This window comes from Streptomyces sp. NRRL WC-3605 (assembly GCF_001509795.1).
Taxonomy (GTDB): domain Bacteria; phylum Actinomycetota; class Actinomycetes; order Streptomycetales; family Streptomycetaceae; genus Streptomyces; species Streptomyces viridochromogenes.
In genome coordinates this window covers 177,482-198,781 of the sequence record NZ_LLZN01000050.1, presented here as the reverse complement: position 1 = coordinate 198,781, position 21,300 = coordinate 177,482, and the positions used below count along the sequence as shown (strand labels likewise).

Below are 21,300 nucleotides of genomic sequence, written 5' to 3'. Positions count from 1 at the left end.
CTGTATGAGCCCAGACGTCGACCTCACCGTCCCCCTGCCCGGCCGGCACGCCCTGCGCGACCGGTTGCTCGCGCTCGACTCGCGGCTGTTCGAGTTCGCGGCCGAGCGGAACTGGCCGTTCGCCGAGCCGGTCCTGCCGAGACTGAGCCGGAGCGCCAACCACGGGGTGCTCTGGTTCGCCGCGGCGGCCGCCATCGCCGCCTCCCGCTCGCCCCGCGGCCGCCGGGCGGCGGCGCGCGGTCTGGCCTCGCTGGGCCTGGCGTCGCTGACCATCAACACGCTCGGCAAGCGGTCCGTGCGCCGGCCCAGGCCGGGTCTCGACGCGGTGCCGCGGGTGCGGCAGCTGAAGCGGCAGCCGGTCACCACGTCGTTCCCGTCGGGCCACGCGGCGTCGGCGGCCGCGTTCGCGACCGGGGTGGCCCTGGAGTCGCCGAAGTGGGGGCTGGCCGTGGCGCCGGTCGCCTGGTCGGTGGCGCTGTCCCGGGTCTACACGGGGGTGCACTTCCCGAGCGACGTGCTGGTGGGCGCGGCGTTCGGGGCGGGTGCCGCGTTCGCCGTACGGGGGCTGGTGCCGACCCGCGAGCCGCGCGTCCCGCCGGCCCGGCCGCGCGCGGACGTGCCCGCGCTGCCGGAGGGAGACGGCCTGGTGATGGTCGTGAACAAGGGCTCGGGCACCCCGGACCGGGTGCGTGCCCTGCTGGACCTGCTGCCGCGTGCCGAGGTCGTGGAGTGCGAACCGCGCGACGTGGGCGCCGAGTTGGAGCGGGCCGCCGGGCACGCCCGGGTGCTCGGGGTGTGCGGCGGCGACGGGACGGTGAACACGGCGGCCGAGGTGGCGCTGCGGCACGGGCTGCCGCTGGCGGTGCTGCCCGGCGGCACCCTGAACCACTTCGCGCTGGACCTGGGCGTGGAGGACGAGGCCGATCTGAGCCGGGCCGTGCTGCGCGGCGAGGCGGTCCGCGTGGACGTGGGCCGGTTCCGGACCCCGGACCGGCACGGGCTGTTCCTCAACACGTGCAGCCTGGGCGTGTATCCGGAACTGGTACGGGAGCGGGACCGGTTCGCGCCCAAGGTCGGCGACTGGCCCGCCGGGGTGATCGCGGCGGCCCGTGTGCTGCGCCGGGACCGGCACCCGCTGCGGGCGGCGGCCGCGGGCCGCGCCCACCCGCTGTGGCTGCTGTTCGCCGGGAACGGCACCTACCACCGGGTGGGGCTCGCGCCCGCACGCCGGCTGGACCTGGCGGACGGTGTCCTCGACGTCCGGGTCGTGCACGGCGGGCGCCGGCCGGCGCTGCGGCTGCTCGCGGCCGCCGTCGCCGGTCCACTGAGCCGCTCCCCCGTCCACGCGGCCGTCCAGGTCGGCCGGCTGCGGCTGTCGGACGTGGAGCCGGGGACGCTGCTGGCGTACGACGGCGAAGTCACCGAGGTGGGCGGTGAGGTGACGCTGGAGAAACTGCCGGAGGCGCTGACGGTGTACCGCCCGCTGCCGGGTTCCTGAGCACCTCTCCTCGTCCCGCATGGTGATACATGGATATCACCATGCGGGACGACGGCGTACGGTGACGCGTACCGACCGGAGCGGCGGCGCGCCGCCCCGGTACGTCGAGACGAGGGGACCAGCCATGCCCGAGAGCCCGTCGCGGACGCGGGAGACCGCCGTCTACACCCATGGACATCACGAGTCCGTCCTGCGCTCGCACACCTGGCGCACCGCCGCCAATTCGGCGGCCTACCTGCTCGGGCACCTGAAGCCGCACATGCGGATCCTGGACATCGGCTGCGGCCCGGGCACGATCACCGCCGACCTGGCGGCCCTGGTCCCGGACGGGCACGTCACCGGGGTCGACCGGGAGCCGGGCGTCCTGGAGCAGGCGCGCGCCACGGCCGCCGGACGGGGCCTGGGGAACATCGAGTTCACGGCCGGGGACGTGCACGCCCTCGACTTCCCGGACGACACGTTCTGCGTGGTCCACGCGCACCAGGTCCTCCAGCACGTCGGCGACCCGGTGGCGGCCCTGCGCGAGATGCGGCGGGTCACCCGGCCGAACGGCCTCATCGCGGTACGGGACTCCGACTACGCGGCGATGACCTGGTATCCGGCGTCCGCCGGCATGGACGCCTGGCTGGACCTGTACCGCAGGGTCGCGCGCGCCAACGGCGGCGAGCCCGACGCCGGGCGCCGGCTGAAGGCCTGGGCGCGGGCGGCCGGGCTCACGGACGTCACCTGCACCTCGGGCACCTGGACGTTCGCCACGCCCGAGGAGCGGGCCTGGTGGAGCGGGCTGTGGGCGGACCGCACGGTGGCCTCCGCCTACGCGGACCGGGCCGTCGGGGGCGGGCACGCGACGGCGGACGGGCTGCGGGAGGTGGCGGAGGCCTGGCGGGAGTGGGGGCGTCGGGAGGACGGCTGGTTCAGCGTCCTGCACGGAGAGATCCTGTGCCGCAAGAACGCCTGACGGACGCCTGGAGGCCACCCGAGCTGCTGGGCCCGGTCACCGCCGGGCCGCGCTCACTCCCGCGGCAGGAGGGGGCCCAGCGGCCCGAGGTCCAGGTTCAGGTCCTCGGGCCGCAGCCCGTAGCGGTCCCGCAGCTCGGCCATGCGGTCCTCCAGCAGCATCAGCGTCAGGCCGATGCGCTCCTCCTGCTCCTCGCTGAGGCCGCCCTCGTCGAAGCGGCGCACCGCCTGCCGCTCCATGAGCTGGCGCAGCAGCTCCACGACGGTCAGGACGAGTTTGACCAGGTCGCGTTCGACGGTGTCGGGTTCGAGGTCGAGCCGGTTGCGTCGTTCGGTCACGGCGAGTCCCCCCAGGGCGACGGGACCTGTTCGTTGACGGAGCTGATCAGCGCGTTCAGGTCGATGCGGACGAGGTCGACGTCGGCGATGCGCAGCGTGATGTCGCCCTTGACGACCACACCGCCGGCGAGCAGCCGGTCGAGCAGGTCCACGAGGGCGATCTCCCGCCGTTCGACGACGGTCACGACTCCACCCCCGGATCCTCCGAGAACTCGCCGGCGAAGGAGTAGGCCGCCCACGGGCCGGTGAGCTCGACCCGGATGCCGGGCACGTCGTCCTTCTCCCGGTCCACCAGTTCCACGAACTCCTCCGAGTCGGCGCGCGGCACCAGATAGGCGGCGTTGAGCACGTTCCGGCCGGTGGCACCGGACAGCGCGGCGTTCTGCGGTGCGTGCATCCGGGAGTCCTCGGCGAAGGCCGAGAGCGTCGCGTGCAGCCGGTCGGAGAACTCCGAGGCGCGCTGCCACACGTCGTCGTGCGCGCGGGTCTGGTCGCGGCGGCGGCGCAGGTAGTCGCGCCCCGACGCGGCCTTGGCCGGCGGCCGGCCGGCCCTGGAGTCGTCGGACGACTCGGGCGGCTTCTCGACGTACACCTTCACGCCCCACTCCACCCGGCCCGCCAGCCGGTCGAGGACCCGCCGCAGCTCCTCCTCGCGGGCCTCGATCATGCTGCGGACGCCGCTGTCGTCCCGGAAGACGGTCGCCAGGCGCAGCGGCAGCGGGCTGGTGACGGCCGTGAGGGCGTCGATGACCTGCTGGTGCGCGCGGGCGGTCGCCGTGAGCCAGTCGAGGTCCTCCAGGTTGGCGCGCAGCGCCTCCTCGGTGAACTCGTGCTCGGGCACCGTGCTGACGACGGCGACCAGCCCGTGGTGGGTGAGCCGCTTCGGCGGAGCCCCGGAGACCCCCGACAGCTGGCGCTGGAGGGGGGACTCGTAGGGGTGGCAGACGGCGTACACGTAGCGCAGACCGCTCATGGGGCCTCCTCCCGCTGGGCCCTGGCCGGCTCCAGCTGGGCCAGTCGCTCACGCAACTCGGCGTTCTCACGGGCCAGTTCGTTCTGCCGGGCACGGGAGGACAGCGCGGGGTCGTCCTCCCACCAGTCGATGCCCATCTCCTTCGCCTTGTCGACGGAGGCGACGATCAGCCGCAGCTTGATCGTGAGCAGTTCGATGTCGAGCAGGTTGATCCGGATGTCGCCCGCGATCACGATGCCCTTGTCGAGCACCCTCTCGAGGATGTCCGCGAGGTTGGCTCCGCCGCCCTGGCCGTACGGGTCGGGGAGCCTGCTCGGCGTGGTCATCGTCGGCTCCTGCTGCCCGCGGGCTCGCCCTCGGGCTCTTCCTCGTCCTCGGGCTCTTCCTCGTCCTCGGGCTCTTCCTCGTCCTCGGGCTCGGCCTCCGGCTCCTCCTCGTCCTCGTAGGCGTCCTCCGGTTCGTCCTCGTCCTCGTAGGACTCCTCGTCCTCGGGCTCTTCCTCGTCCTCGTACTCGGCCTCCGGCTCCTCCTCGTCGGACGACTCGCCGTCCTCGGAGTCCTCGTCGTACGCCTCGGGCTCGTCGCCCTCGCCGCCCTCGTCCTCGGACTCGTCGCGGGCCTCGTCGTCCTCGCGCTCCTGCTCCTCCTCCTCGACCGCGTCCTCGTGGCTGCGGACGACCTCGCCGTCGCGGATCTCACCGCGCCAGCCGTCCTCCGCCTCGCCCTTGAGCGTGATGAACCGGACGTAGTTCTTCAGGTCGAGCCGGACCCGGCGGCCCTGGGCGCGCCAGATGTTGCCGGTCTTCTCGAAGAACCCAGAGGGGTAGTACTCGATCACCAGCAGGACGCGGGTGAGGTTCTCGCCGAGCTCGTGGAAGGAGACGACACCCTTGGTGGTGCCCTTCGCGCCCTCCGAGCTCCAGGAGATCTTCTGGTCCGGCACCTGCTCGGTGGTCTGCGCCTTCCAGCTGCGGCTGGACCACCAGATCTTCGCCTGCCAGTCGGAGCTGGTGTCGTCGGCGCGGTTCGCGCTCTTGACGCCCTTGGCGAAGGTGCTGAAGTCCTGGTACTGCGTCCACTGGTCGTACGCGGTCCGCAGGGGCACACCGACGTCGACGTACTCGATGATCACGGTGGGCTTGTTGCCGGCCTTCTTGCCCTTGCCGCCCTTGCCGCCGAGCTTCTTGAACGCGCCGACCACGCTGTCCTTGGCGCGGCCCGCGCCGAGTTCCAGCGCGCTGCGGACGGGGCCCTTGCCCTCGGCGAGCTTCTTGCCGCCGTCCAGGGCCAGCTTGGCGAAGCCTGGGCTGTTGCCCTCGGCGATGTCGTTGAGCTTGCCGGTGGCCTCGCCGAGCTTGCGGCCGGTGCCGGCGAGCAGGCGCTGGGCCTGGGCGGCGAGGTAGTCCTGCACCTCGCTCTTGAGCCGGTCGGCGGCCTCGCTGTGCGCGAGGTCGGACAACGGCTGCTTCTTCGCCGCCCCGCCGGCCGCGGAGCCCGCGGAGCCGAGTGTCTCGGTCATGCTCCGTCACCACCCTGGGACCGTCGCGAGCCGCCCGTCGTCCTGCGGGAGGCGGACCGCGCGGAGCCGGTCTTCTTCGCCGCCGCCTTCTTGGCGGGGGCGGTCTTCTTGGCCGCCGTCTTCTTGGCGGGAGCCTTCTTCGCCGCCTTCTTCGCCGGAGCCTTCTTCGCGGCCTTCTTGGCCGGGCCCCGCCGCTCGCGCTCCCCGTCGCCGGAGTCCTCGTCGTCGGAGTCCTCGGAGTCCTCGGCGTGCTCGGAGTCCTCGTCGTCGGAGTCCTCGGAGTCCTCAGCGTGTTCGGAGTCCTCGGCGTCGTCGGCGTCCTCGTCGGCACGCGGCTCGTCGCCCTCGGGCTCCTCGTCCTCCTCGTCGTGGCCGTCCTCGTCACGGCTGCTCGAGCCGCCGCCCGCGAGCTGCTCGCGCACCTCGGCGGTGCGGCCGTGCAGCCGGTCGGCGATCGCCTCGATCTGCCGCTCGACGAGGGCCCCGGAGGCGGCCTTGCCGACGCCGCGCAGATCCTGCCGCAGCTGGTCGCCGATCTCCTTGAACTGCGGGTTGCCCGCCAGTTGCGTGGTGACCAGCTCGGCCAGTGCCTTCGGGGTGAGGTTGAGTTTCTTGCCGGCGACGACACTGCCCACCGCCAAGGCCATCTTGGCCTTCTTCGTCCGTCCTAGGAGGTATCCGGCCCCTATCGCGAGGCCCAGTCCAACTCGGTTCATCATGCCGTCCTGTCACCGTTCCCGTAGCCTGCGCGCAGTCCCGTGTCGAGCCGGTCGAGCAGTTCGTCCTCGCGGCGGTCGAACTCCTCCTCGTCGATCTCTCCCGCAGTCAACTGCTCCTCCAGCCGTGCCAGTTCGGCGCGCACGGCACTGGGGTCGTAGTAGAGGCGCTCGGCCTCCTCCAGTACCTTCTTGATGACCCAGCCGCTGCCGCGCGCCGGGGCGAGCGGCAGCAGCAGGATCTCTCCGAGCAGTCCCATGACTCACTCCCTGGCGACCTCGCCGGTCGCGCCGCTGCCGGCGGTCTCCGCGAGGCCGGAGTCGCCCGGACCCGGCTCGACGAAGCTGTACGGCGGCAGCGGGCCGTTGAGCCGCACCTCGAGGTGCGGGTGCCCCTTGCGCAGCTGCTCCACGGCGGCCAGGAACGCGTCCGCCTCGTCGCGGGCGACCAGGAAGGACACGTTGGCGAGCCAGCCGGAGGAGTCGGGGCCCACGCTGATGTCGGCGGCGGCCGGCTCCAGCGTGTGCCGCACGTCGGTGGCGTCCTGGGCCTCCTGGGCCTTGACGGCCGCCGCGACCATCTCGCCGAGCCGCAGCCGGTCGTCGTAACTGCCGCCGCCCGCCTGCCGGTTGGCCTCCGTCATGGCCCGCAGCTCGGGGTTCTCCGACAGGACGCGGTGCAGGACCGCGTCCTCCACGTGGTTGGCCTTGACGTTGTACTCGTCCTTGCCCTCCAGAGCCGCCAGCCGCTCTGCGTAGTGGTCGGCGCGGTCGGCGAGCACGGAGAGGACCGTGTCGTCGTCGGGCGAGACGCTGCCGAACCGCATGGGCAGCACACACCCCGCCGCGCCCGCCTCGGCGAGCACGTTGGAGTGCGCGAGCAGCTCCCGGCGCTTGGGCCGCAGCCCCTCGGGGGCGTCGCTGACCAGGGCGGCGATGGAGCCCTGTGTCAGGACCCGCACGGGCCGCGCCGGATCGCCGACTCCGCCCATGTCCTCCGGGAGGGCGGGGTGCGAGCTCGCGGTGATGCCGTACACGTACGTGCTCACTCCTGCTCCTCCTTCCGGCGCGACGAGGACGTCGACTTACGGGTGCGCCGGGGGCGCTCCTCGCCTTCCTCCCGCGCCTGCTTGAAGGCGTCGGAGATGGTCTCGGCGGCTCCGGAGAGCGCGCCCTTGGACTTGCCGCGCGCGCCGGACTCGGTGACCTCGCCGACGATCTCCGGCAGGCCGGGGCTCTTGTTCGGGCCCGACTCCAGGTCGAGCCGGTTGCACGCCTCGGCGAAGCGCAGGTAGGTGTCGACGCTGGCCACGACGACACGGACGTCGATCTTCAGGATCTCGATGCCGACCAGGGATACCCGGATGAACGCGTCGATGACGAGTCCCCTGTCCAGTACGAGCTCAAGTACGTCGTAGAGGCCGCTGCTGCCGCCTCCGCCGCCGGTCTGCTGTGCCGGGACAACGGTCATACGGACCGTTCCTCCTTGTCTCGGGGACGGTGGGCTGGGTGTGGGGGCGCGGGCCTAGCGGCCGCCGCGCCGGGCGTCGGAACGCCCGCGCTCGTACCGGCCCAGACGCCGGTATCCGGTGAGCTGCCCCTCGGAGTCCAGTTCCACCTGGTAGCTCGCCATCAGGCTCATCGTGTCGGGGACGCGGGACAGTTCCAGGACCTCGACTTCGAGGGTCCAGCCGTCCTCCGTGCGATCGAAGGACGTCACGGTCTCCGCTTCCATGCCGGTGAGCTCGGCGAGCTGGGCCCGCGCCTCGCGCAGTACCTCCATAGGGGTCGGCCCCTTGCCAGTCCCGTCCGTCTGTCGTCTGGATGACTTGGATGTGTTCTGTGAATCATTCATGGGCGCCTCCTACGCCGTGTGGCCCGGAAAGCGCCCCGTAAACCGCCGACTTGCGTCCGGTGACGACCGACGCCCGGTCAGTCACGCAGGGTCGCGAGGCGGCGGCGGGCCGGCCCGAGGGCCCGGGCGCGGCCGAGTGCCGCCCAGGGATCCGTCCCGGCCTGCTCGACGGCGTCGGCGATGCTCCACCGGCGTGCGTGCAGCTCCGGGTCATCGACGGCGTCCCAGGTCACCGGGGTGGCGACGGGGGCGCCGGGCCGGGCGCGGACGGAGTAGGGGGCGACGGCGGTCTGGGCGTAGGCGTTGCGCTGGACGTCCAGGTAGAGGCGGTCACCGCGGTCCTTCTTGCGGGCGGCGGTGGTCAGCCGGTCCGGGTGGGCCGCCGCCAGCGTCGCGGCGACCTCGTGCGCGAAGTCGCGGACGGTGTCGAAGTCGTCCCGGCCGTCGAGGGGGACGACGACGTGCAGGCCGCGTGAGCCGGTCGTCATGGGCGCCGACGGGAGTTCGAGTTCGTCCAGGAGCTCGTGCAGCCGTCTGGCGGCCTCCCTGACCTGTTCGAAGTCGTCCCCAGGCGGGTCGAGGTCGAAGACCAGCCGGTCGGGGTGGTCGAGGCCGCCCGCCGTGCCGGTGCGGGACAACCAGCGGTGCAGGGTCAGACACGCCTGGTCGGCGAGGAACACGAGCGTGGCGGTGTCGTCGCAGACGGTGTGCGTGACGGTGCCGTCCTCCTTGGGCACCTCGACGCGGGTGATCCAGTCCGGGTAGTGCTCCGGCGTGTTCTTCTGCATGAACGTGGGGCCGTCGACGCCGTCGGGATGCCGCTCCAGCATCAGCGGGCGGCCGCGCAGGTGCGGCAGCATGTGGGGCGCGATCGCCCGGTGGTAGTCGAGCAGGTCGCCCTTGGTGTACTCCTTCGCTCCCCCGCCGCCGGGGAAGAGCACCTTGCCGACGCGTCTGACCTCGACGGTGCGGCGGCCCGCGCGCACCTTCGTGGCGTCGTCGCCTTCGGTCACCGTACGACCGCCTCCTCTACGAGCAATTTGGCGGCCGAGGCGATGGACGCGGCGTCGATGCCGGCGGCGTGCAGCTGCTCGTCGGGCGAGGCCGAGCCCGGCATCGTCCGCACGGCCAGACGCACCAGCCGGGGGACGGGGCGCCCGTCGGAGAACGCGTCGAGGACGGCGTCGCCGAGGCCGCCCTCCTCGTGGTGGTCCTCGACGGTGACCAGGCAGCCGGTCTCCTCGGCGGCCCGGCGCAGGGTCTCGCGGTCGACAGGCTTGACCGAGTACAGGTCGACGACCCGGACGTCGATGCCGTCGCGGGCCAGCGTGTCGGCGGCGGCGAGCGCCTCGTGGACGGTGACGCCGGCCGCGACCAGGGTCAGCCGGTCCCGTTCGCCGGAGCGCAGCACCTTGCTGCCGCCGACGGGGAACTCCTCGTCCGGTCCGTACAGCACGGGGGACGCGCCGCGCGAGGTGCGCAGGTAGCGCACGCCGTCGAGGCCCGCCATGGTCTCGACGAGCCGGGCGGTCTGGTTGGCGTCGCACGGGTACAGCACGGTCGAGCCGTACACGGCGCGCATCATCGCCAGGTCCTCCAGGCCCATCTGGCTCGGGCCGTCCTGCCCGATGGCGACGCCCGCGTGGGAGCCGACCAGGTTGATGCCGGCGCCGCTGACCGAGGCCATCCGCACGAAGTCGTGGGCGCGGGTCAGGAAGGCGGCGAACGTCGAGGCGTACGGCACCCAGCCGCGGGTCGCGAGGCCCACGGCGGTCGCGACGAGCTGCTGCTCGGCGATGTAGCACTCGAAGAACCGGTCGGGGTGTTCCTTGGCGAAGAACTCGGTGCGGGTGGAGTCGCCGACCTCGCCGTCGAGGGCGACGACGTCGCCGCGGCCGGAGCCGAGCGCGGCGAGCGCGTGGCCGAAGGCGTCGCGGGTGGCGACCTTCTCGCCCTGGTCCCAGCGGGGCGGCTCGGTGTCCGTGGACGGCACGGAGCGCAGCTGGCGCGAGGCGTGCGGTTCGTGGACGTGGAAGGTGCGGTCGCGGCGACCGCCGAGCTCGGCGATGGCCTCGTCGGCCTCCGGCAGCGGCTTGCCGTGCAGGCCCTCGCGGTCCTGGACGGATTGCACGCCCTTGCCCTTGAGGGTGCGGGCGAGGACGACCGTGGGCTGGCCGGTGGTGGAGCGGGCCTCGCCGAAGGCGCGGTCGATCGCGTCGACGTCGTGGCCGTCGACCTCGATGGTGTGCCAGCCGAACGCCTGGAAGCGGCGGGCGTAGGCGTCGAGGTCGTGGCCGTGCCGGGTGGGGCCGCGCTGCCCGAGCCGGTTCACGTCGACGATCGCGGTGAGATTGTCCAGGCCCTCGAAGGCGGCGTGCTCGGCGGCCTCCCACACGGAGCCCTCGGCGAGTTCGCTGTCGCCGCACAGCACCCACACGCGGTAGCCGGTGCGGTCCAGGCGCCGTCCCGCCAGGGCGACGCCGACGCCGATCGGCAGGCCCTGCCCGAGCGAGCCGGTGGCGGTCTCGACGTACGGCAGGCGGCGGGGCGTCGGGTGTCCTTCGAGACGGCTGCCGAGCTTGCGGAAGGTGACGAGCTCCCCGTCCTCGATGGCCCCGGCGGCCTTGTACGCGGAGTAGAGCAGCGGCGAGGCGTGGCCCTTGGACAGGATGAAGCGGTCGTTGCCCGGGTGCTCGGGCCGGTCCATGTCGTAGCGCAGGTGGTTGGCGAACAGGACGGCCACCAGGTCGGCCGCGGACATCGACGACGTCGGGTGCCCCGAGCCCGCGGCGGCGGAGGCCCGCACGCTGTCCACGCGCAACTGCTGGCCGAGTTCGACGAGTTCATCGGTGTTCATGGGTCCCCTTCCGGGAGGTCGAGGCGGTGGACTTCTCGCGGTGCTGCGCCTTCTCCTCGCGCTGCGCCGGGCTTTCGGGGCGCTTCACCGGGCCCGGGGGTTCGGGGTGCTTGACGGCGTCGGGGTCCCGCATGGGGTCGGACTCGCCGGCGTCGTCCTTCGCCGGTTGGCCGTCGTCCGGCGCTTCCGCCCCGTCCGGCGCTTCCGCCCCGTCCGGCGCTTGCGCCCCGTCCGGGCCGCCCGGCATGCGGACCAGCTCCGGCGAGGCGGTGTCCAGCGGCACGGACCACGACCGGACGAGGCCCAGCTGCACGGCCTGGCGCGGCAGTACGGCGTCCAGCACCCAGTCGGCGGCGACCCGCACCCGGTTGCCGGGCATCGCGGCGAGGTGGTAGCCGCGGGTGACGGCGCCCGCCGCCACGCCGGACAGGTGCACGCCGAGCGGGTTGGCGGCCGCCTTGACACCGCCCAGGTCGACGACGAAGCCGAGGTCGCGGTGGCGGTAGGCGCGCCGCTCCCCCATGCCGAGGGATGCGGCGACGTTGTGGGCGACGGTCCTGCCCTGCCGCCAGGCGTGCTGGGCGGTCATCGGCGTGTACGAGCCGGGCTTCTCCAGGTCGGGTACGGCGGCCGCGTCCCCGGCGGCGAACAGCTCGGCGCGGCCGGGCACCTGGAGGTGCGGGTCGACGAGCAGCCGGCCCCGTTCCAGGGGCAGTTCGAGGGAGGCGGCGAGCGGGTCGGGGCGTACGCCGACGCACCAGACCAGGGAGCGGGTGGGTACGGTCTCCCCGTCGGTCAGCAGGACACCGTCGTGGGTGGCCTCCTTGACGGAGGTGCCCATCCGCACGTCGACGCCGCGTTGCCGCAGCACCTCGTCGGCGGTGCGCGCGAGCCGCTCGTCGAGTTCCGGCAGAACGCGGTCGGCGACGTCGAGCAGCATCCAGCGCGGGCGCATGCCGGCGCGCAGCGGGTGCCTGCGCACCTGGGCGTCGGTGAACAGCTGGCCATGCGCGGCGACCTCGGTGCCGGTGTATCCGGCGCCGACCACGACGAAGGTGCAGCGTGCCCGGCAGAGCGCGGGGTCGTCGCCCGCGGCGGCGAGTTCCATCTGCCGGGTGACGTGGTCGCGCAGGTACAGGGCCTCGGGCAGGCTGCGGAAGCCGTGGGCGTGCTCGGCGACGCCCGGGATGGGCAGCAGCTTGTTGACGCTGCCCGCGGTGAGCACGAGCCGGTCGTAGGAGAGGGTGCCGCCCTCGCCCTCCGGGCCGGTGTAGTGCACGGTGCGTCCGTCGAGGTCGATGCCGTCGGCCTCGCCGAGCACCAGCCGGACGTGCGGCAGGGTGCCGGAGAGGGAGACGGTGACCCGGCGGGGCTCCAGGATGCCGGCGGCCACCTGGGGCAGCAGGGGCAGGTACAGGAAGTAGTCGGTCGGGTTGAGCAGGGTGATGTCGGCCTGGTGCCGGGTGAGCCGGGACAGGGTGCGGGCGGCACGGTACCCGGCGAATCCGGCGCCGACGATCACGATGCGGGGTCGACTCACGGTGGCCTCCGGCCTTGTCGATCGCGTGTCGCATACCTCGGGAGCCTTCCGCGTCCCCCTGCCCCGCGCCCCGAAACGTCCGCCGGCACCGGGGCACGGAGCCGGGCGGCCGGGGCTACCGCTGGTCGTGCGGGCCGGATGCCGCCGGGCCGGTCGGGGGCGGGGCCGACGGCATCGGCGGGTACGGCGTGCCCCGGCCGTCGGCCGGGACGCCGGAGGCCGCCTCGGTGTGGCCGTGGCCCCGGGACGGGCGGGCCGCCGTGCGCAGGGCGAAGGCCACCGCGCCGAGGACCACCGCGGTGATCAGCGCCGCCGCCCAGTCGGGCAGCCCGGCGGCGAGGCCGAGGCCCAGCGCCAGCGCGAGGGCCGCTCCGGCGTACAGCGCGCCGGCGCCCGATCCGGCGTAGAGCGCGGCGCGCCGGCGCTGCCGGCGCGTCTGCTCGCGCAGTTCGTCGCGCACGGTCTCCCGTGCCACCTGCGCCAGTTCGTCGACCAGGTGCTTGTCCAGATGCTCAAGATGATCCAAGCGGTCCATGGCCGGCGGGTACCCGAAGGGACCGTCGGGTAACGGGGAGTGAGGGGATGGCGTGAAGCGATCACCGGCGGCGGGGCACCCGACTAGGCTTTTCCGCATGGAGATTCTGGGAGCCACGCTGCGCGTGTGCGTCGACGACCTGGAGGCCGCGGTCCCCTTCTACGAACGCCTCTCCGGCGGCACGGCCCTGCGCTTCGAGCGCGGTGGTGTGCAGGTGGCCGCGGTCGGGTGCTTCCTGCTGATGAGCGGGCCGCAGGCCGAGTTGGAGGTGCTGCGCAAGGTCGCGGCGACGATCGCGGTCTCCGACGTCGAGGAGGCCGGGAAGGTGCTCGGCGAGATGGGCGCGCACATCGTGGCGGGCCCGGTCCCGACGCCGGTGGGCCGCAATCTGATCGCGATGCACCCGGACGGGGCGATCTACGAGTACGCGGACCGCAGGACGTGAACCGGACCGCGCGCACGGTCAGCGCGGGCCGCGCATCTCCGTGGTGATCGCCCACCGTTCGTGGTCCCGCCACGCGCCGTCGATGAACAGCAGGTCCGGCGAGTAGCCCTCCAGCCGGAACCCGCAGGCGCGGGCTAGCCCGATGGAGGCGGCGTTGCCGGGCTGCACGTTGATCTCCAGCCGGTGCAGCCCCATCATCCCGAAGGCGTGGTCGACGACGAGGTCCAGGCCCTCCCGCATGAGGCCGCGCCCAGCGGCGTGCACGAAGGCGCCGTAGCCGAGGGCGCCGCTGCAGAAGGCGCCCTGGACGATGTTGTTGATGTTGATGTAGCCGGCGAGGGCGCCGCCGTCGTCCTTGGCGCAGACCAGGAAGCCGGCCTTGGCGCGGTCCTCGATCAGCCGTCCCGCGTACGCGGTGTACGCGGCGGCGCTGTCGGGCGGAAAGAGCCAGGGCCGGTGCAGTTCCCTGCTCTCACGGACCCGGGCGGTGAACTCGGCGCCGTCCTCGTAGGTGAAGTGGCGTATGCCCACACGGGGGGCTTCGGCGAGGTAGGGGGAGGCGGGGTGCGGCATCCGGTCAGCCTACGTCCCGCTAGCGGCGCCGGCGTGCGAGCAGCAGGGCTCCGATCAGCGCGCCGATGACGCCCATGCCGAGGAGCGCGACCCACAGCGGCATGGTCACCACGGGGATCAGCAGCCGGATCTCGGTCTCGTCGGTGTTCTCGAAGATGAACACCAGGGCGAGGGCGACGAGCACCAGGGCGACGATCCGGCGGGCGGTCAGGGCTCCCGCCCGGCCGCCCCGCCGGCCGTCCGCCTCCGGTGCGCTGCGGGACGTCTTCCTGGCCATGCCTCCAGCATGCTCCCGGCCGCGTCTCCCCGCCGGGGGGGGGGGCCGCGGGGCGCCGCGGACGGGTCCCCCGCCGTTACCGGCGGTCACCGCAGTGCGGGTTCGTCCAGCGTCAACGTGCCCGCGTCGGCGTCGAGTTCGGCGCCGAGTCCGAAGGGGATCGTGAGTGCCCCCGCGCCGTGCCCGAACCCGAACTCCTCCGCGACGGGCACGCCGAGCCCGCCCAGCCGGTCCTCCAGCACCGCGCGCACCTCGTCGTAGGGCCCGCACTCCTCCCACGAGCCGAGCAGGACGCCGCGCACCCCGTCGAGCAGGCCCGCGCGCAGGAGTTGGGTGAGGGCGCGGTCGAGCCGGTACGGCTCCTCCCCCACGTCCTCCAGGCAGAGCAGGCCGCCGTGTGCCGAGGCGCGGGCGTGCGGGGTGCCCAGTTCGGCGGTGAGCAGGGTGAGGCAGCCACCGAGGGTGACACCGTGGGCCCGGCCCGGTACGAGCACGGAGCCGCCGGAGGCGATGACACGCACCGTCTCGGGTTCGAAGAGGGTGGCCCGCAGATGCTCCTGGGCCCCGGCGTGCTTGATGAAGTCGACGCCGGCGGCCATCGGGCCGTGCAGGGTGGCGAGCCCCAGCCGCACGGCGAACGCCTCGTGCAGCGCGGTGATGTCGCTGAACCCGACGAACACCTTCGGTCCGGCCGCCGCCATGGCGTCCCAGTCGAGCAGGTCGACCATGCGCTGGGCGCCGTAGCCGCCCCGCGCGCACAGCACCGCCTCGACGGACGGGTCGCACCAGGCGCCCTGGAGGTCGGCGGCCCGCTCGGCGTCGGTGGCCGCGAGATAGCCGAACCGCTCGTGCCGGCCGCGTACGTGCGGGGCCACGACGGGGTCGAGGTCCCAGCCGCGCAGCACGTCGAGGCCGGCCTCGATCCGCTCCTCGGGCACCGGCCCGCTGGGCGCGACGACGGCCACACGGGCGCCGGCGGCGAGCCGGGACGGGCGCCGCAGCGGCTCCAGGGCCGGGGTCACCTGCCGAGCTCCAGGGTGGGGACGCCGGGCGGATCGAATCCGAAGACCTGGGCGTACAGGGACAGTTCGGCCTCCAGGGCGCGGACCATGGTGTCCGCGCGGCGGAACCCGTGGCCCTCCCCCTCGAAGGCGAGGTAGGCGTGCGGCACGTGGCGCCCCTGGAGCCGGGCGAGGAACCGCTCGCACTGGGCGGGCGGGCAGATGACGTCGTCCAGGCCTTGGAGCAGCAGGAACGGCGCGGTGAGCCGGTCGGCGCGGGTGACGGGCGAGCGCTCCTCGTACCGGCCGGGCACCTCGGCGAGCGGTCCGACGAGGCTCTCCAGGTACTGCGACTCGAAGTCGTGGGTCTCCCCGGTGCCCCAGCCGGTCAGGTCCAGGATGGGGTAGATGATCGTGCCGCAGGCGTAGACGTCGGTGCCTGTCAGCGACGCGGCCGTGGTCCAGCCGCCGGCGCTGCCGCCGCGGATGGCGAGCCGGCCGCGGTCGGCGGTGCCCTCGTCGGCGAGGGCGAGCGCGACGGCCGCGCAGTCGTCGACGTCGACGACGCCCCACTGCTCGCGGAGCCGTTCGCGGTAGGCCCGGCCGTACCCGGTGGAGCCGCCGTAGTTCACCTCGGCGACGCCGATGCCGCGCGAGGTGAAGTAGGCGATGGTCAGGTCGAGGACGAGGGGCGACCGGGAGGTGGGGCCGCCGTGCGCCCAGACGACGTACGGCGGCAGGGTGCCCTCGGGGGCCGCGCAGTCCGGGTGGTGCGGCGGGTAGACGTGCGCGTGGATGTCCTGGCCGGCGGGACCGGTGAAGGTGCGGATCCGCGGCTCGGGGTGGTAGGCGGGGTCCACGGCGTCCTGGTGGGCGGCGCCGATCACCCGGCAGTGGCCGGTGCGGGTGTCCAGTTCGACGACCTCGTGGGCGGTGTGCGGGCCGGCGCCGACGGCCACGACCCGTTCCCCGTGGACGGCGAGCGTCGGCGCGAACTCGGTCCAGGGCCCCGGCACGTCGACGATCTCGCCGGTCTCCGGGTCCAGGACGCCGAGGCGGAGGGCGCCGCGTCCGTGCAGGACGGCGACGAGGCCGCTGTCGAGCGGGGCGGACCAGCGCAGGCCGAGTTGCCACAGCGGCCCGCCGAACTCCTCCTCGCGCGGGCACAGCGGCTCGCCGTCGCGGTACAGGTTCCACCAGCCGCCGGCGTCGCTCGTGTGCAGCAGGCGGCCGTCGGGCGTCCAGTCGGCCTGGGCGACGGACTCCTCGGGGCCGCCCGCGACGGTCCGCGGGGCGCCGAGGGCGCCGTCGGCGGTGATGTCGGCGACGAGCAGTTCGGTGCCGTCCCACGGCATCCGGGGGTGGTCCCAGGCCAGCCAGGCGGCCCGCCGCCCGTCCGGTGAGATCCGCGCCCCGGTGACGAACCGGTGCCGCCCGTCGGTGAGCTCACGCACGGCGTCCCGGTCGTCCGCCGCGGAGCCGTCGAGCGGGACGGCCGCCATGACGCGCCGCACGTCGGTGGGGCTCTCCCCCGTGAACTCCTCCAGGACGCACCACACCTCGCCGAGGCGGGCCCGCACCTGCGGCTCCGCCCAGCGCAGTCCGCCGCCCACCGGGGACACCGGGGTGAGCGGACGCGGCTCGGCGCCCTCCTCGTACCGGTAGAGGCGCTGGTCGGCGAAGTTCACGAAGACGACGAGCGGCCCGCCGTCGTCGGTGGCCGCGCCGGCCCACGGCTGCCCGCCGTACTCCATGACGCGGCTGCGCACGTTCCACGGCGGGGGCAGCACCGACTCCTCGTGCCCGTCGGCGCGGCGGCGCACGAGGGTGCGCCGGCCGCCCTCGGCGGGCCGCGGTTCGGTCCACCACGCCTCGTCACCGACGAAGCCCACGAAGTCGGGCCGCCCGTCGTGCGCGGCGGCGAGGCCCGCGTCGATCGGCGAGGGCCAGGATCCGTACGCCAGAGTCCGCACTGTCTCCCCCAGGTCGTCTAAGCCGTGCGCAGGAACCGGTCGAGCACCCGGACGCCGAAGTGCAGCGCCTCGACGGGCACCCGTTCGTCGACGCCGTGGAACATGGCCGAGTAGTCGAAGCCCTCCGGCAGCTTCAGCGGCGAGAATCCGTAGCCGGTGATGCCGAGCCGGGAGAACTGCTTTGCGTCCGTGCCACCCGCCATGCAGTACGGCACGGTGCGTCCCTCGGGCGCGAACTCCTCGACGCAGGCCCGCATCAGGGCGTAGGTCGGTGAGTCCAGCGGGGACTGGAGGGCGACCTCGCGGTGGTGGAACTCCCAGTCCACGTCGGGCCCGGTGAGTTCGTCGAGGGTGGCGCGGAACTCGTCCTCGTGGCCGGGCAGGAACCGCCCGTCCACGAACGCCACGGCCTGCCCCGGGATGACGTTGACCTTGTAACCGGCCTCCAGCATCGTCGGGTTGGCGCTGTTGCGGACGGTCGCCTCGACGAGCTTGGCGGCGGGGCCGAGCTTCTCCAGCAGGCCGTCCACGTCGTCCAGGGTCGTGTCGAGGCCGTACAGCTCGGCAAGTTCGGTGAGGGCGCCGCGCACGGTCGGGGTCAGCCGCACCGGCCACTCGTGGTCGCCGATCCGGGTGATGGCGGCGGCGAGCCGGGTCACCGCGTTCTCCCGGTTGACCCGGGAGCCGTGGCCGGCCCGGCCGTGGGCGGTGAGCCGCAGCCAGCCGGTACCGCGCTCGCCGGCCGAGATCGGGTAGATCTGGCGGCCCGAGCCGTCGTGGAAGGTGAACGCGCCGGACTCGCTGATGCCCTCGGTGCAGCCCTCGAACAGGGCGGCGTGCCGGTCGGCGAGGAAGCCGGAGCCGTCCTCGGCGCTCGCCTCCTCGTCGGCGGTGAACGCGATCACGATGTCCCGGCGGGGCCGCACGCCCTGACGGGCCCAGGCCCGTACGACGGACAGGATCATCGCGTCCATGTTCTTCATGTCGACCGCGCCGCGGCCCCAGACGACACCGTCGCGGACCTCGCCGGAGAAGGGGTGCACGCTCCACTCGGAGGCGTCGGCGGGCACGACGTCCAGGTGCCCGTGGACGAGCAGGGCGTCCGCCGACGGGTCGGTGCCCGCGAGGCGCGCGACGACGTTCGTGCGGCCGGGCGTGCGCTCCAGCAGCGTGGCCTCCAGGCCCGCCTCCGCGAGCCGGGCCGCCGCGTACTCGGCGGCGGGCCGCTCCTGGCAGTCGCCGCCGCCCCGGTTGGTGGTGTCGATGCGGATGAGGTCGGACGTGAACGTCACGACCTCCTCGAGTGCCTGCGCGTCAGCCATACTGCTCCTCCACCGCGGCCGAGACGATCGTGGTGACCGCCTTGAAGGTCCGGATCGCCTCGTACATGCGCTCGCTGGTGTACGCCACCTTGCGCTCCCCGATCCGTGCGACGCCGGGGACGACGGTGGCCGCCATCGCCAGGTGCTCGGCGTCGAACTCGACGGCCACCGTGTACGGCCCGGCCTGCACGGGCTCCCCGCGGACCGCGAGGGCGGCGGCGTCCTTGGCCGCCGCGCGGATGTCGGCGGCGGTCCTGGCGGGGGTGCGGCACACGGCCGCGTACCGGGAGACGTGGTCCTTGACGGCGACCTTCAGCGCCTCGGGGGCGTAGCCGAGGGCGTCCTCGCAGGCGAGGTCGTCGCCGGTGACGAGGACGACGGGGACGCCGTACTCGGCGACGACGTGCGCGTTCAGCAGACCCTCGCTGGCCCGGACGTCGTTCAGCCAGACGCCGGTGATCTGGTTGGCGAGGTAGGTGTGGGCGAGGACGCCCTCCATGCCGGCGCCGGTGTGGTAGCCGATGAACGCGATGCCGTCGACGTCCCCGTGCTGGACGCCCTCCACCATCGACAGCGCCTTGTGCCGTCCGGTCAGCATCTCGGCCCGTTCGTCGAGCCGTTCGAGCAGCAGGTTGCGCATGCTCCAGTGGGCCTCGTTGACGAGGACGGAGTCGGCACCGCCGTCGAAGAAGCCGCGTACGGCCGCGTCCACGTCCGAGGTGAACATCCCCCGGCACCGCTCCCACTGCGGTGTCCCCGGCAGAACGTCCCCCGGCCAGGTCACGCCGGTCGCGCCCTCCATGTCGGCGCTGATGAGGATCTTCATGGGGCGCCACGTTACGCGCCCCCGTCAGAACCCGCCACGACCGGTCCCACGGCCCCGCGCACCCCCGGCGCGAGCGGCGGCTGGGCACACGGGTGAGACATCGCGCGCGGGGGCTGCAAAGACCGGGAGGGCCGGGCCGTTCCCTGTTTCATGAGGTCAGTCACGATCGAAGTGAGGCAGCATGGCCGAAGCCAGTACGGGCACCTCCCAGCCGGACTCGTTGAAGCCCGACGCGATCGGGTTCCTCGACGCGCTCGTCATCGGGCTCAACGCCACCTCGCCCGCGTACTCGCTGGCCGCGGTGATCGGCCCGATCGTGGCGCTGGTGGGGGTGTACGCGCCCGGCGTGATGCTGGCGGCGTTCGTGCCGATGCTGCTGATCGCGTCGGCGTTCTACTACCTCAACAAGGTCGACCAGGACTGCGGCACGACCTTCTCCTGGGTGACCCGCGCGATGGGTCCGTGGGCGGGCTGGCTCGGCGGCTGGGCCATCACCATGACCGGTGTCCTGGTCGTCGGCTCGCTGGCGGACGTGGCGGTGACGTTCGCGCTGCTGGCCTTCGGGCTGGACAGCTGGGCCGACAACGAGTGGGTGCGGCAGATCCTGACCGTGCTGCTCATCCTGGTGATGACGGCGGTGTGCGTCATCGGCACCGAGGTGTCGGCCCGGGTGCAGAACGCGCTGATCCTCGCCCAGGTCGCCTGTCTCCTCGCGTTCGCCGTGGTGGCGCTCTACCGGGTCTACGCCGGCACCGGGGATCTCGACGCCGTGAAACCGGAGTTCAGCTGGCTGGACCCGTTCGGCGCGGGCGGCGCACCGCTGACGGCGGGGCTGCTGCTGGGCGTGTTCATCTACTGGGGCTGGGAGTCCGCGGTGAACCTCACCGAGGAGACCGAGAACTCCGCGACCGCCCCCGGTGAGGCGGCCGTGTGGTCGACGGTCATCCTGCTGATCACGTATGTGGCGGTGGCCATCGCGGTCGTGGCCTACGCCGGTCCGGCGTTCCTGTCGGAGAACGCCGACGAGGAGGAGTTCATCTTCGCCCTCCTCGCGGGCAAGGTGATGGGCGGCTGGGACTGGGTGGTGCTGCTGGCGGTGTCGACGTCCGGTCTGGCGTCCACGCAGACGACGATCATCCCGGCCTCGCGCACCGCGCTGTCCATGGCCCGCCGGCACGCCCTGCCGGCCCACTTCGGGCACATCCACCACCGGTTCCGCACGCCGGACGTGAGCACGTGGTGGGTGGCGGGCATCGCCATCGGCTGGTACCTGGTGGTCCGCCAGATCAGTGAGAACGCCCTGTTCGACTCGCTCACCGCGCTGTCCCTGCTGATCGCCTTCTACTACGCGCTCACCGGCCTCGCGTGCGCCGTGTACTACCGGCGTCACCTCACCGAGAGCGTCCGCAACCTCGTGCTGATCGGCCTCGGCCCGGTGGTGGGCGCCGGGCTGCTGGCGTGGCTGCTCGTCGAGTCGGTCGCCGACATGTCCGACCCCGCCAACTCCTACAGCGGTGTCTCGTGGTTCGGGCTCGGGCCGCCGCTGGTGATCGGTATCGGCATCACCCTCGCGGGCGTGATCCTCATGGTGGTGTGGCGGCTGATGGCACCGGCCTTCTGGGCGGAGCGCCCCGACGTGGCCGACCCCGACCTCGTGCACGGCAAGGAGTCCTGACATGCCCGTGGTGTGCGGCTACGACGACTCCCAGGGCGCGGTCCGCGCGCTCTCCGTCGCCGTCGAGGTGGCGGCCGCGTTCGACGACACCCTCGTGCTGGTCTACGGGGCGGCGGCGCCGGGCGCGCTCGGTGAGGAGTACGCCGCCCACCGGGACGCGCTGCGGGAGACCGGCCGGACCGCCCTGGAGCACGCGGTCGCCGTCGCCGAGAAGGCGGGGGTGGCGACGACCGTGGAGGTCATCGACCAGAAACCGGCGGAGGCGCTGCTCGACGCCGCGTCCCGGCACGCGGCGCGCTGCGTCGTCGTGGGCAGCTGGGGCGAGAGCCCGCTGCGGGGCGCCCTGCTGGGCTCCACCCCGCACAAGCTGCTGCACCTGTCGCACATCCCGGTGCTCTGCGTGCCGACGGAGGCGTAGG

25 protein-coding genes are annotated in these 21,300 nt (G+C 73.4%); 5 read left to right on the top strand and 20 right to left on the bottom strand.

What is annotated here, in order from left to right; translation table 11 throughout:
• Window positions 1-4 precede the first annotated feature (4 nt).
• Together ADL34_RS14570 and ADL34_RS14565 are read left to right on the top strand one after the other, a co-directional pair.
• On the top strand, window positions 5-1,498 hold the full coding sequence (locus ADL34_RS14570) for a bifunctional phosphatase PAP2/diacylglycerol kinase family protein (RefSeq protein WP_062667133.1): 1,494 nt from the start codon (window positions 5-7) through the stop codon (window positions 1,496-1,498).
• 124 nt (window positions 1,499-1,622) lie between these two features.
• Window positions 1,623-2,456: a methyltransferase domain-containing protein gene (locus ADL34_RS14565; protein WP_062667132.1), complete on the top strand. Its 834-nt coding sequence runs from the start codon at window positions 1,623-1,625 to the stop codon at window positions 2,454-2,456.
• A gap of 53 nt (window positions 2,457-2,509) precedes the next feature.
• Here ADL34_RS14565 and ADL34_RS14560 read toward each other — a convergent pair whose 3' ends face one another.
• The 14 genes from ADL34_RS14560 to ADL34_RS14495 all read right to left on the bottom strand — a co-directional run bounded on the left by ADL34_RS14560 (window position 2,510) and on the right by ADL34_RS14495 (window position 12,789).
• Window positions 2,510-2,794 (bottom strand): gas vesicle protein K, encoded by a 285-nt coding sequence (locus ADL34_RS14560; protein ID WP_062667130.1) that lies wholly within the window; start codon window positions 2,792-2,794, stop codon window positions 2,510-2,512.
• The gene (locus tag ADL34_RS14555) at window positions 2,791-2,979 is read right to left on the bottom strand and encodes a gas vesicle protein (protein ID WP_062667128.1); all 189 of its coding nucleotides are present in this window, start codon (window positions 2,977-2,979) and stop codon (window positions 2,791-2,793) included. The genes ADL34_RS14560 and ADL34_RS14555 overlap by 4 nt, the downstream gene beginning before the upstream one ends.
• Window positions 2,976-3,767: a GvpL/GvpF family gas vesicle protein gene (locus ADL34_RS14550; RefSeq protein ID WP_062667125.1), complete on the bottom strand. Its 792-nt coding sequence runs from the start codon at window positions 3,765-3,767 to the stop codon at window positions 2,976-2,978. The genes ADL34_RS14555 and ADL34_RS14550 overlap by 4 nt, the downstream gene beginning before the upstream one ends.
• Window positions 3,764-4,093 (bottom strand): gas vesicle protein, encoded by a 330-nt coding sequence (locus ADL34_RS14545; protein WP_062667123.1) that lies wholly within the window; start codon window positions 4,091-4,093, stop codon window positions 3,764-3,766. Before ADL34_RS14545 ends, ADL34_RS14550 begins: the two co-directional genes overlap by 4 nt.
• On the bottom strand, window positions 4,090-5,286 hold the full coding sequence (locus ADL34_RS14540) for an SRPBCC family protein (RefSeq protein ID WP_062667121.1): 1,197 nt from the start codon (window positions 5,284-5,286) through the stop codon (window positions 4,090-4,092). Before ADL34_RS14540 ends, ADL34_RS14545 begins: the two co-directional genes overlap by 4 nt.
• Entirely contained in the window at window positions 5,283-6,002 is a 720-nt protein-coding gene (locus tag ADL34_RS14535) for a hypothetical protein (protein ID WP_062667120.1), read from the bottom strand. The genes ADL34_RS14540 and ADL34_RS14535 overlap by 4 nt, the downstream gene beginning before the upstream one ends.
• Complete coding sequence (locus ADL34_RS14530) at window positions 6,002-6,262, bottom strand: gas vesicle protein GvpG (protein ID WP_062667118.1); 261 nt, start codon at window positions 6,260-6,262, stop codon at window positions 6,002-6,004. Before ADL34_RS14530 ends, ADL34_RS14535 begins: the two co-directional genes overlap by 1 nt.
• 3 nt (window positions 6,263-6,265) lie before the next feature.
• Window positions 6,266-7,051 carry a GvpL/GvpF family gas vesicle protein gene (locus ADL34_RS14525; RefSeq protein WP_062667116.1) on the bottom strand — a complete coding sequence of 262 codons (786 nt, stop codon included), beginning with the start codon at window positions 7,049-7,051 and terminating at the stop codon, window positions 6,266-6,268.
• Complete coding sequence (locus tag ADL34_RS14520; protein ID WP_062667114.1) at window positions 7,048-7,473, bottom strand: gas vesicle structural protein GvpA; 426 nt, start codon at window positions 7,471-7,473, stop codon at window positions 7,048-7,050. Before ADL34_RS14520 ends, ADL34_RS14525 begins: the two co-directional genes overlap by 4 nt.
• Window positions 7,474-7,527: 54 nt before the next feature.
• Entirely contained in the window at window positions 7,528-7,857 is a 330-nt protein-coding gene (locus tag ADL34_RS14515; RefSeq protein ID WP_079034101.1) for a gas vesicle protein, read from the bottom strand.
• A 77-nt stretch (window positions 7,858-7,934) separates the two neighbouring features.
• Window positions 7,935-8,870, bottom strand: coding sequence for a non-homologous end-joining DNA ligase (gene ligD / locus ADL34_RS14510; RefSeq protein WP_062667110.1), 936 nt, complete (start codon window positions 8,868-8,870; stop codon window positions 7,935-7,937).
• Complete coding sequence (locus ADL34_RS14505; protein ID WP_062667107.1) at window positions 8,867-10,714, bottom strand: transketolase; 1,848 nt, start codon at window positions 10,712-10,714, stop codon at window positions 8,867-8,869. Before ADL34_RS14505 ends, ligD begins: the two co-directional genes overlap by 4 nt.
• Window positions 10,701-12,254 carry an NAD(P)/FAD-dependent oxidoreductase gene (locus ADL34_RS14500; protein WP_079034100.1) on the bottom strand — a complete coding sequence of 518 codons (1,554 nt, stop codon included), beginning with the start codon at window positions 12,252-12,254 and terminating at the stop codon, window positions 10,701-10,703. Before ADL34_RS14500 ends, ADL34_RS14505 begins: the two co-directional genes overlap by 14 nt.
• A gap of 115 nt (window positions 12,255-12,369) precedes the next feature.
• Window positions 12,370-12,789 (bottom strand): phage holin family protein, encoded by a 420-nt coding sequence (locus ADL34_RS14495; protein ID WP_062667104.1) that lies wholly within the window; start codon window positions 12,787-12,789, stop codon window positions 12,370-12,372.
• A gap of 97 nt (window positions 12,790-12,886) precedes the next feature.
• Here ADL34_RS14495 and ADL34_RS14490 point away from each other — a divergent pair, with 97 nt between their 5' ends.
• Complete coding sequence (locus ADL34_RS14490) at window positions 12,887-13,234, top strand: VOC family protein (RefSeq protein WP_062667102.1); 348 nt, start codon at window positions 12,887-12,889, stop codon at window positions 13,232-13,234.
• Between the two features lie 18 nt (window positions 13,235-13,252).
• Here ADL34_RS14490 and ADL34_RS14485 read toward each other — a convergent pair whose 3' ends face one another.
• From ADL34_RS14485 to ADL34_RS14460, 6 genes are all read right to left on the bottom strand, one after another.
• On the bottom strand, window positions 13,253-13,807 hold the full coding sequence (locus tag ADL34_RS14485) for a GNAT family N-acetyltransferase (protein WP_062667100.1): 555 nt from the start codon (window positions 13,805-13,807) through the stop codon (window positions 13,253-13,255).
• Between the two features lie 19 nt (window positions 13,808-13,826).
• Window positions 13,827-14,084 carry a lipopolysaccharide assembly protein LapA domain-containing protein gene (locus tag ADL34_RS14480; protein ID WP_062667098.1) on the bottom strand — a complete coding sequence of 86 codons (258 nt, stop codon included), beginning with the start codon at window positions 14,082-14,084 and terminating at the stop codon, window positions 13,827-13,829.
• An 86-nt stretch (window positions 14,085-14,170) separates the two neighbouring features.
• A complete protein-coding gene (locus ADL34_RS14475) occupies window positions 14,171-15,094 on the bottom strand; it encodes a S66 peptidase family protein (RefSeq protein WP_062667186.1) in 924 nt (307 codons plus the stop codon).
• Window positions 15,095-15,102: 8 nt separating this feature from the next.
• Window positions 15,103-17,070: an LpqB family beta-propeller domain-containing protein gene (locus ADL34_RS14470; RefSeq protein WP_062667187.1), complete on the bottom strand. Its 1,968-nt coding sequence runs from the start codon at window positions 17,068-17,070 to the stop codon at window positions 15,103-15,105.
• 5 nt (window positions 17,071-17,075) lie between these two features.
• On the bottom strand, window positions 17,076-18,380 hold the full coding sequence (locus tag ADL34_RS14465; protein ID WP_062667096.1) for a M20/M25/M40 family metallo-hydrolase: 1,305 nt from the start codon (window positions 18,378-18,380) through the stop codon (window positions 17,076-17,078).
• The gene (locus ADL34_RS14460; RefSeq protein WP_062667095.1) at window positions 18,373-19,206 is read right to left on the bottom strand and encodes a M55 family metallopeptidase; all 834 of its coding nucleotides are present in this window, start codon (window positions 19,204-19,206) and stop codon (window positions 18,373-18,375) included. Before ADL34_RS14460 ends, ADL34_RS14465 begins: the two co-directional genes overlap by 8 nt.
• 181 nt (window positions 19,207-19,387) lie before the next feature.
• Here ADL34_RS14460 and ADL34_RS14455 point away from each other — a divergent pair, with 181 nt between their 5' ends.
• The gene (locus ADL34_RS14455) at window positions 19,388-20,881 is read left to right on the top strand and encodes an APC family permease (protein WP_062667092.1); all 1,494 of its coding nucleotides are present in this window, start codon (window positions 19,388-19,390) and stop codon (window positions 20,879-20,881) included.
• A gap of 1 nt (window position 20,882) precedes the next feature.
• Entirely contained in the window at window positions 20,883-21,299 is a 417-nt protein-coding gene (locus ADL34_RS14450) for a universal stress protein (RefSeq protein WP_062667090.1), read from the top strand.
• The last annotated feature ends 1 nt before the right edge of the window (window position 21,300 follow it).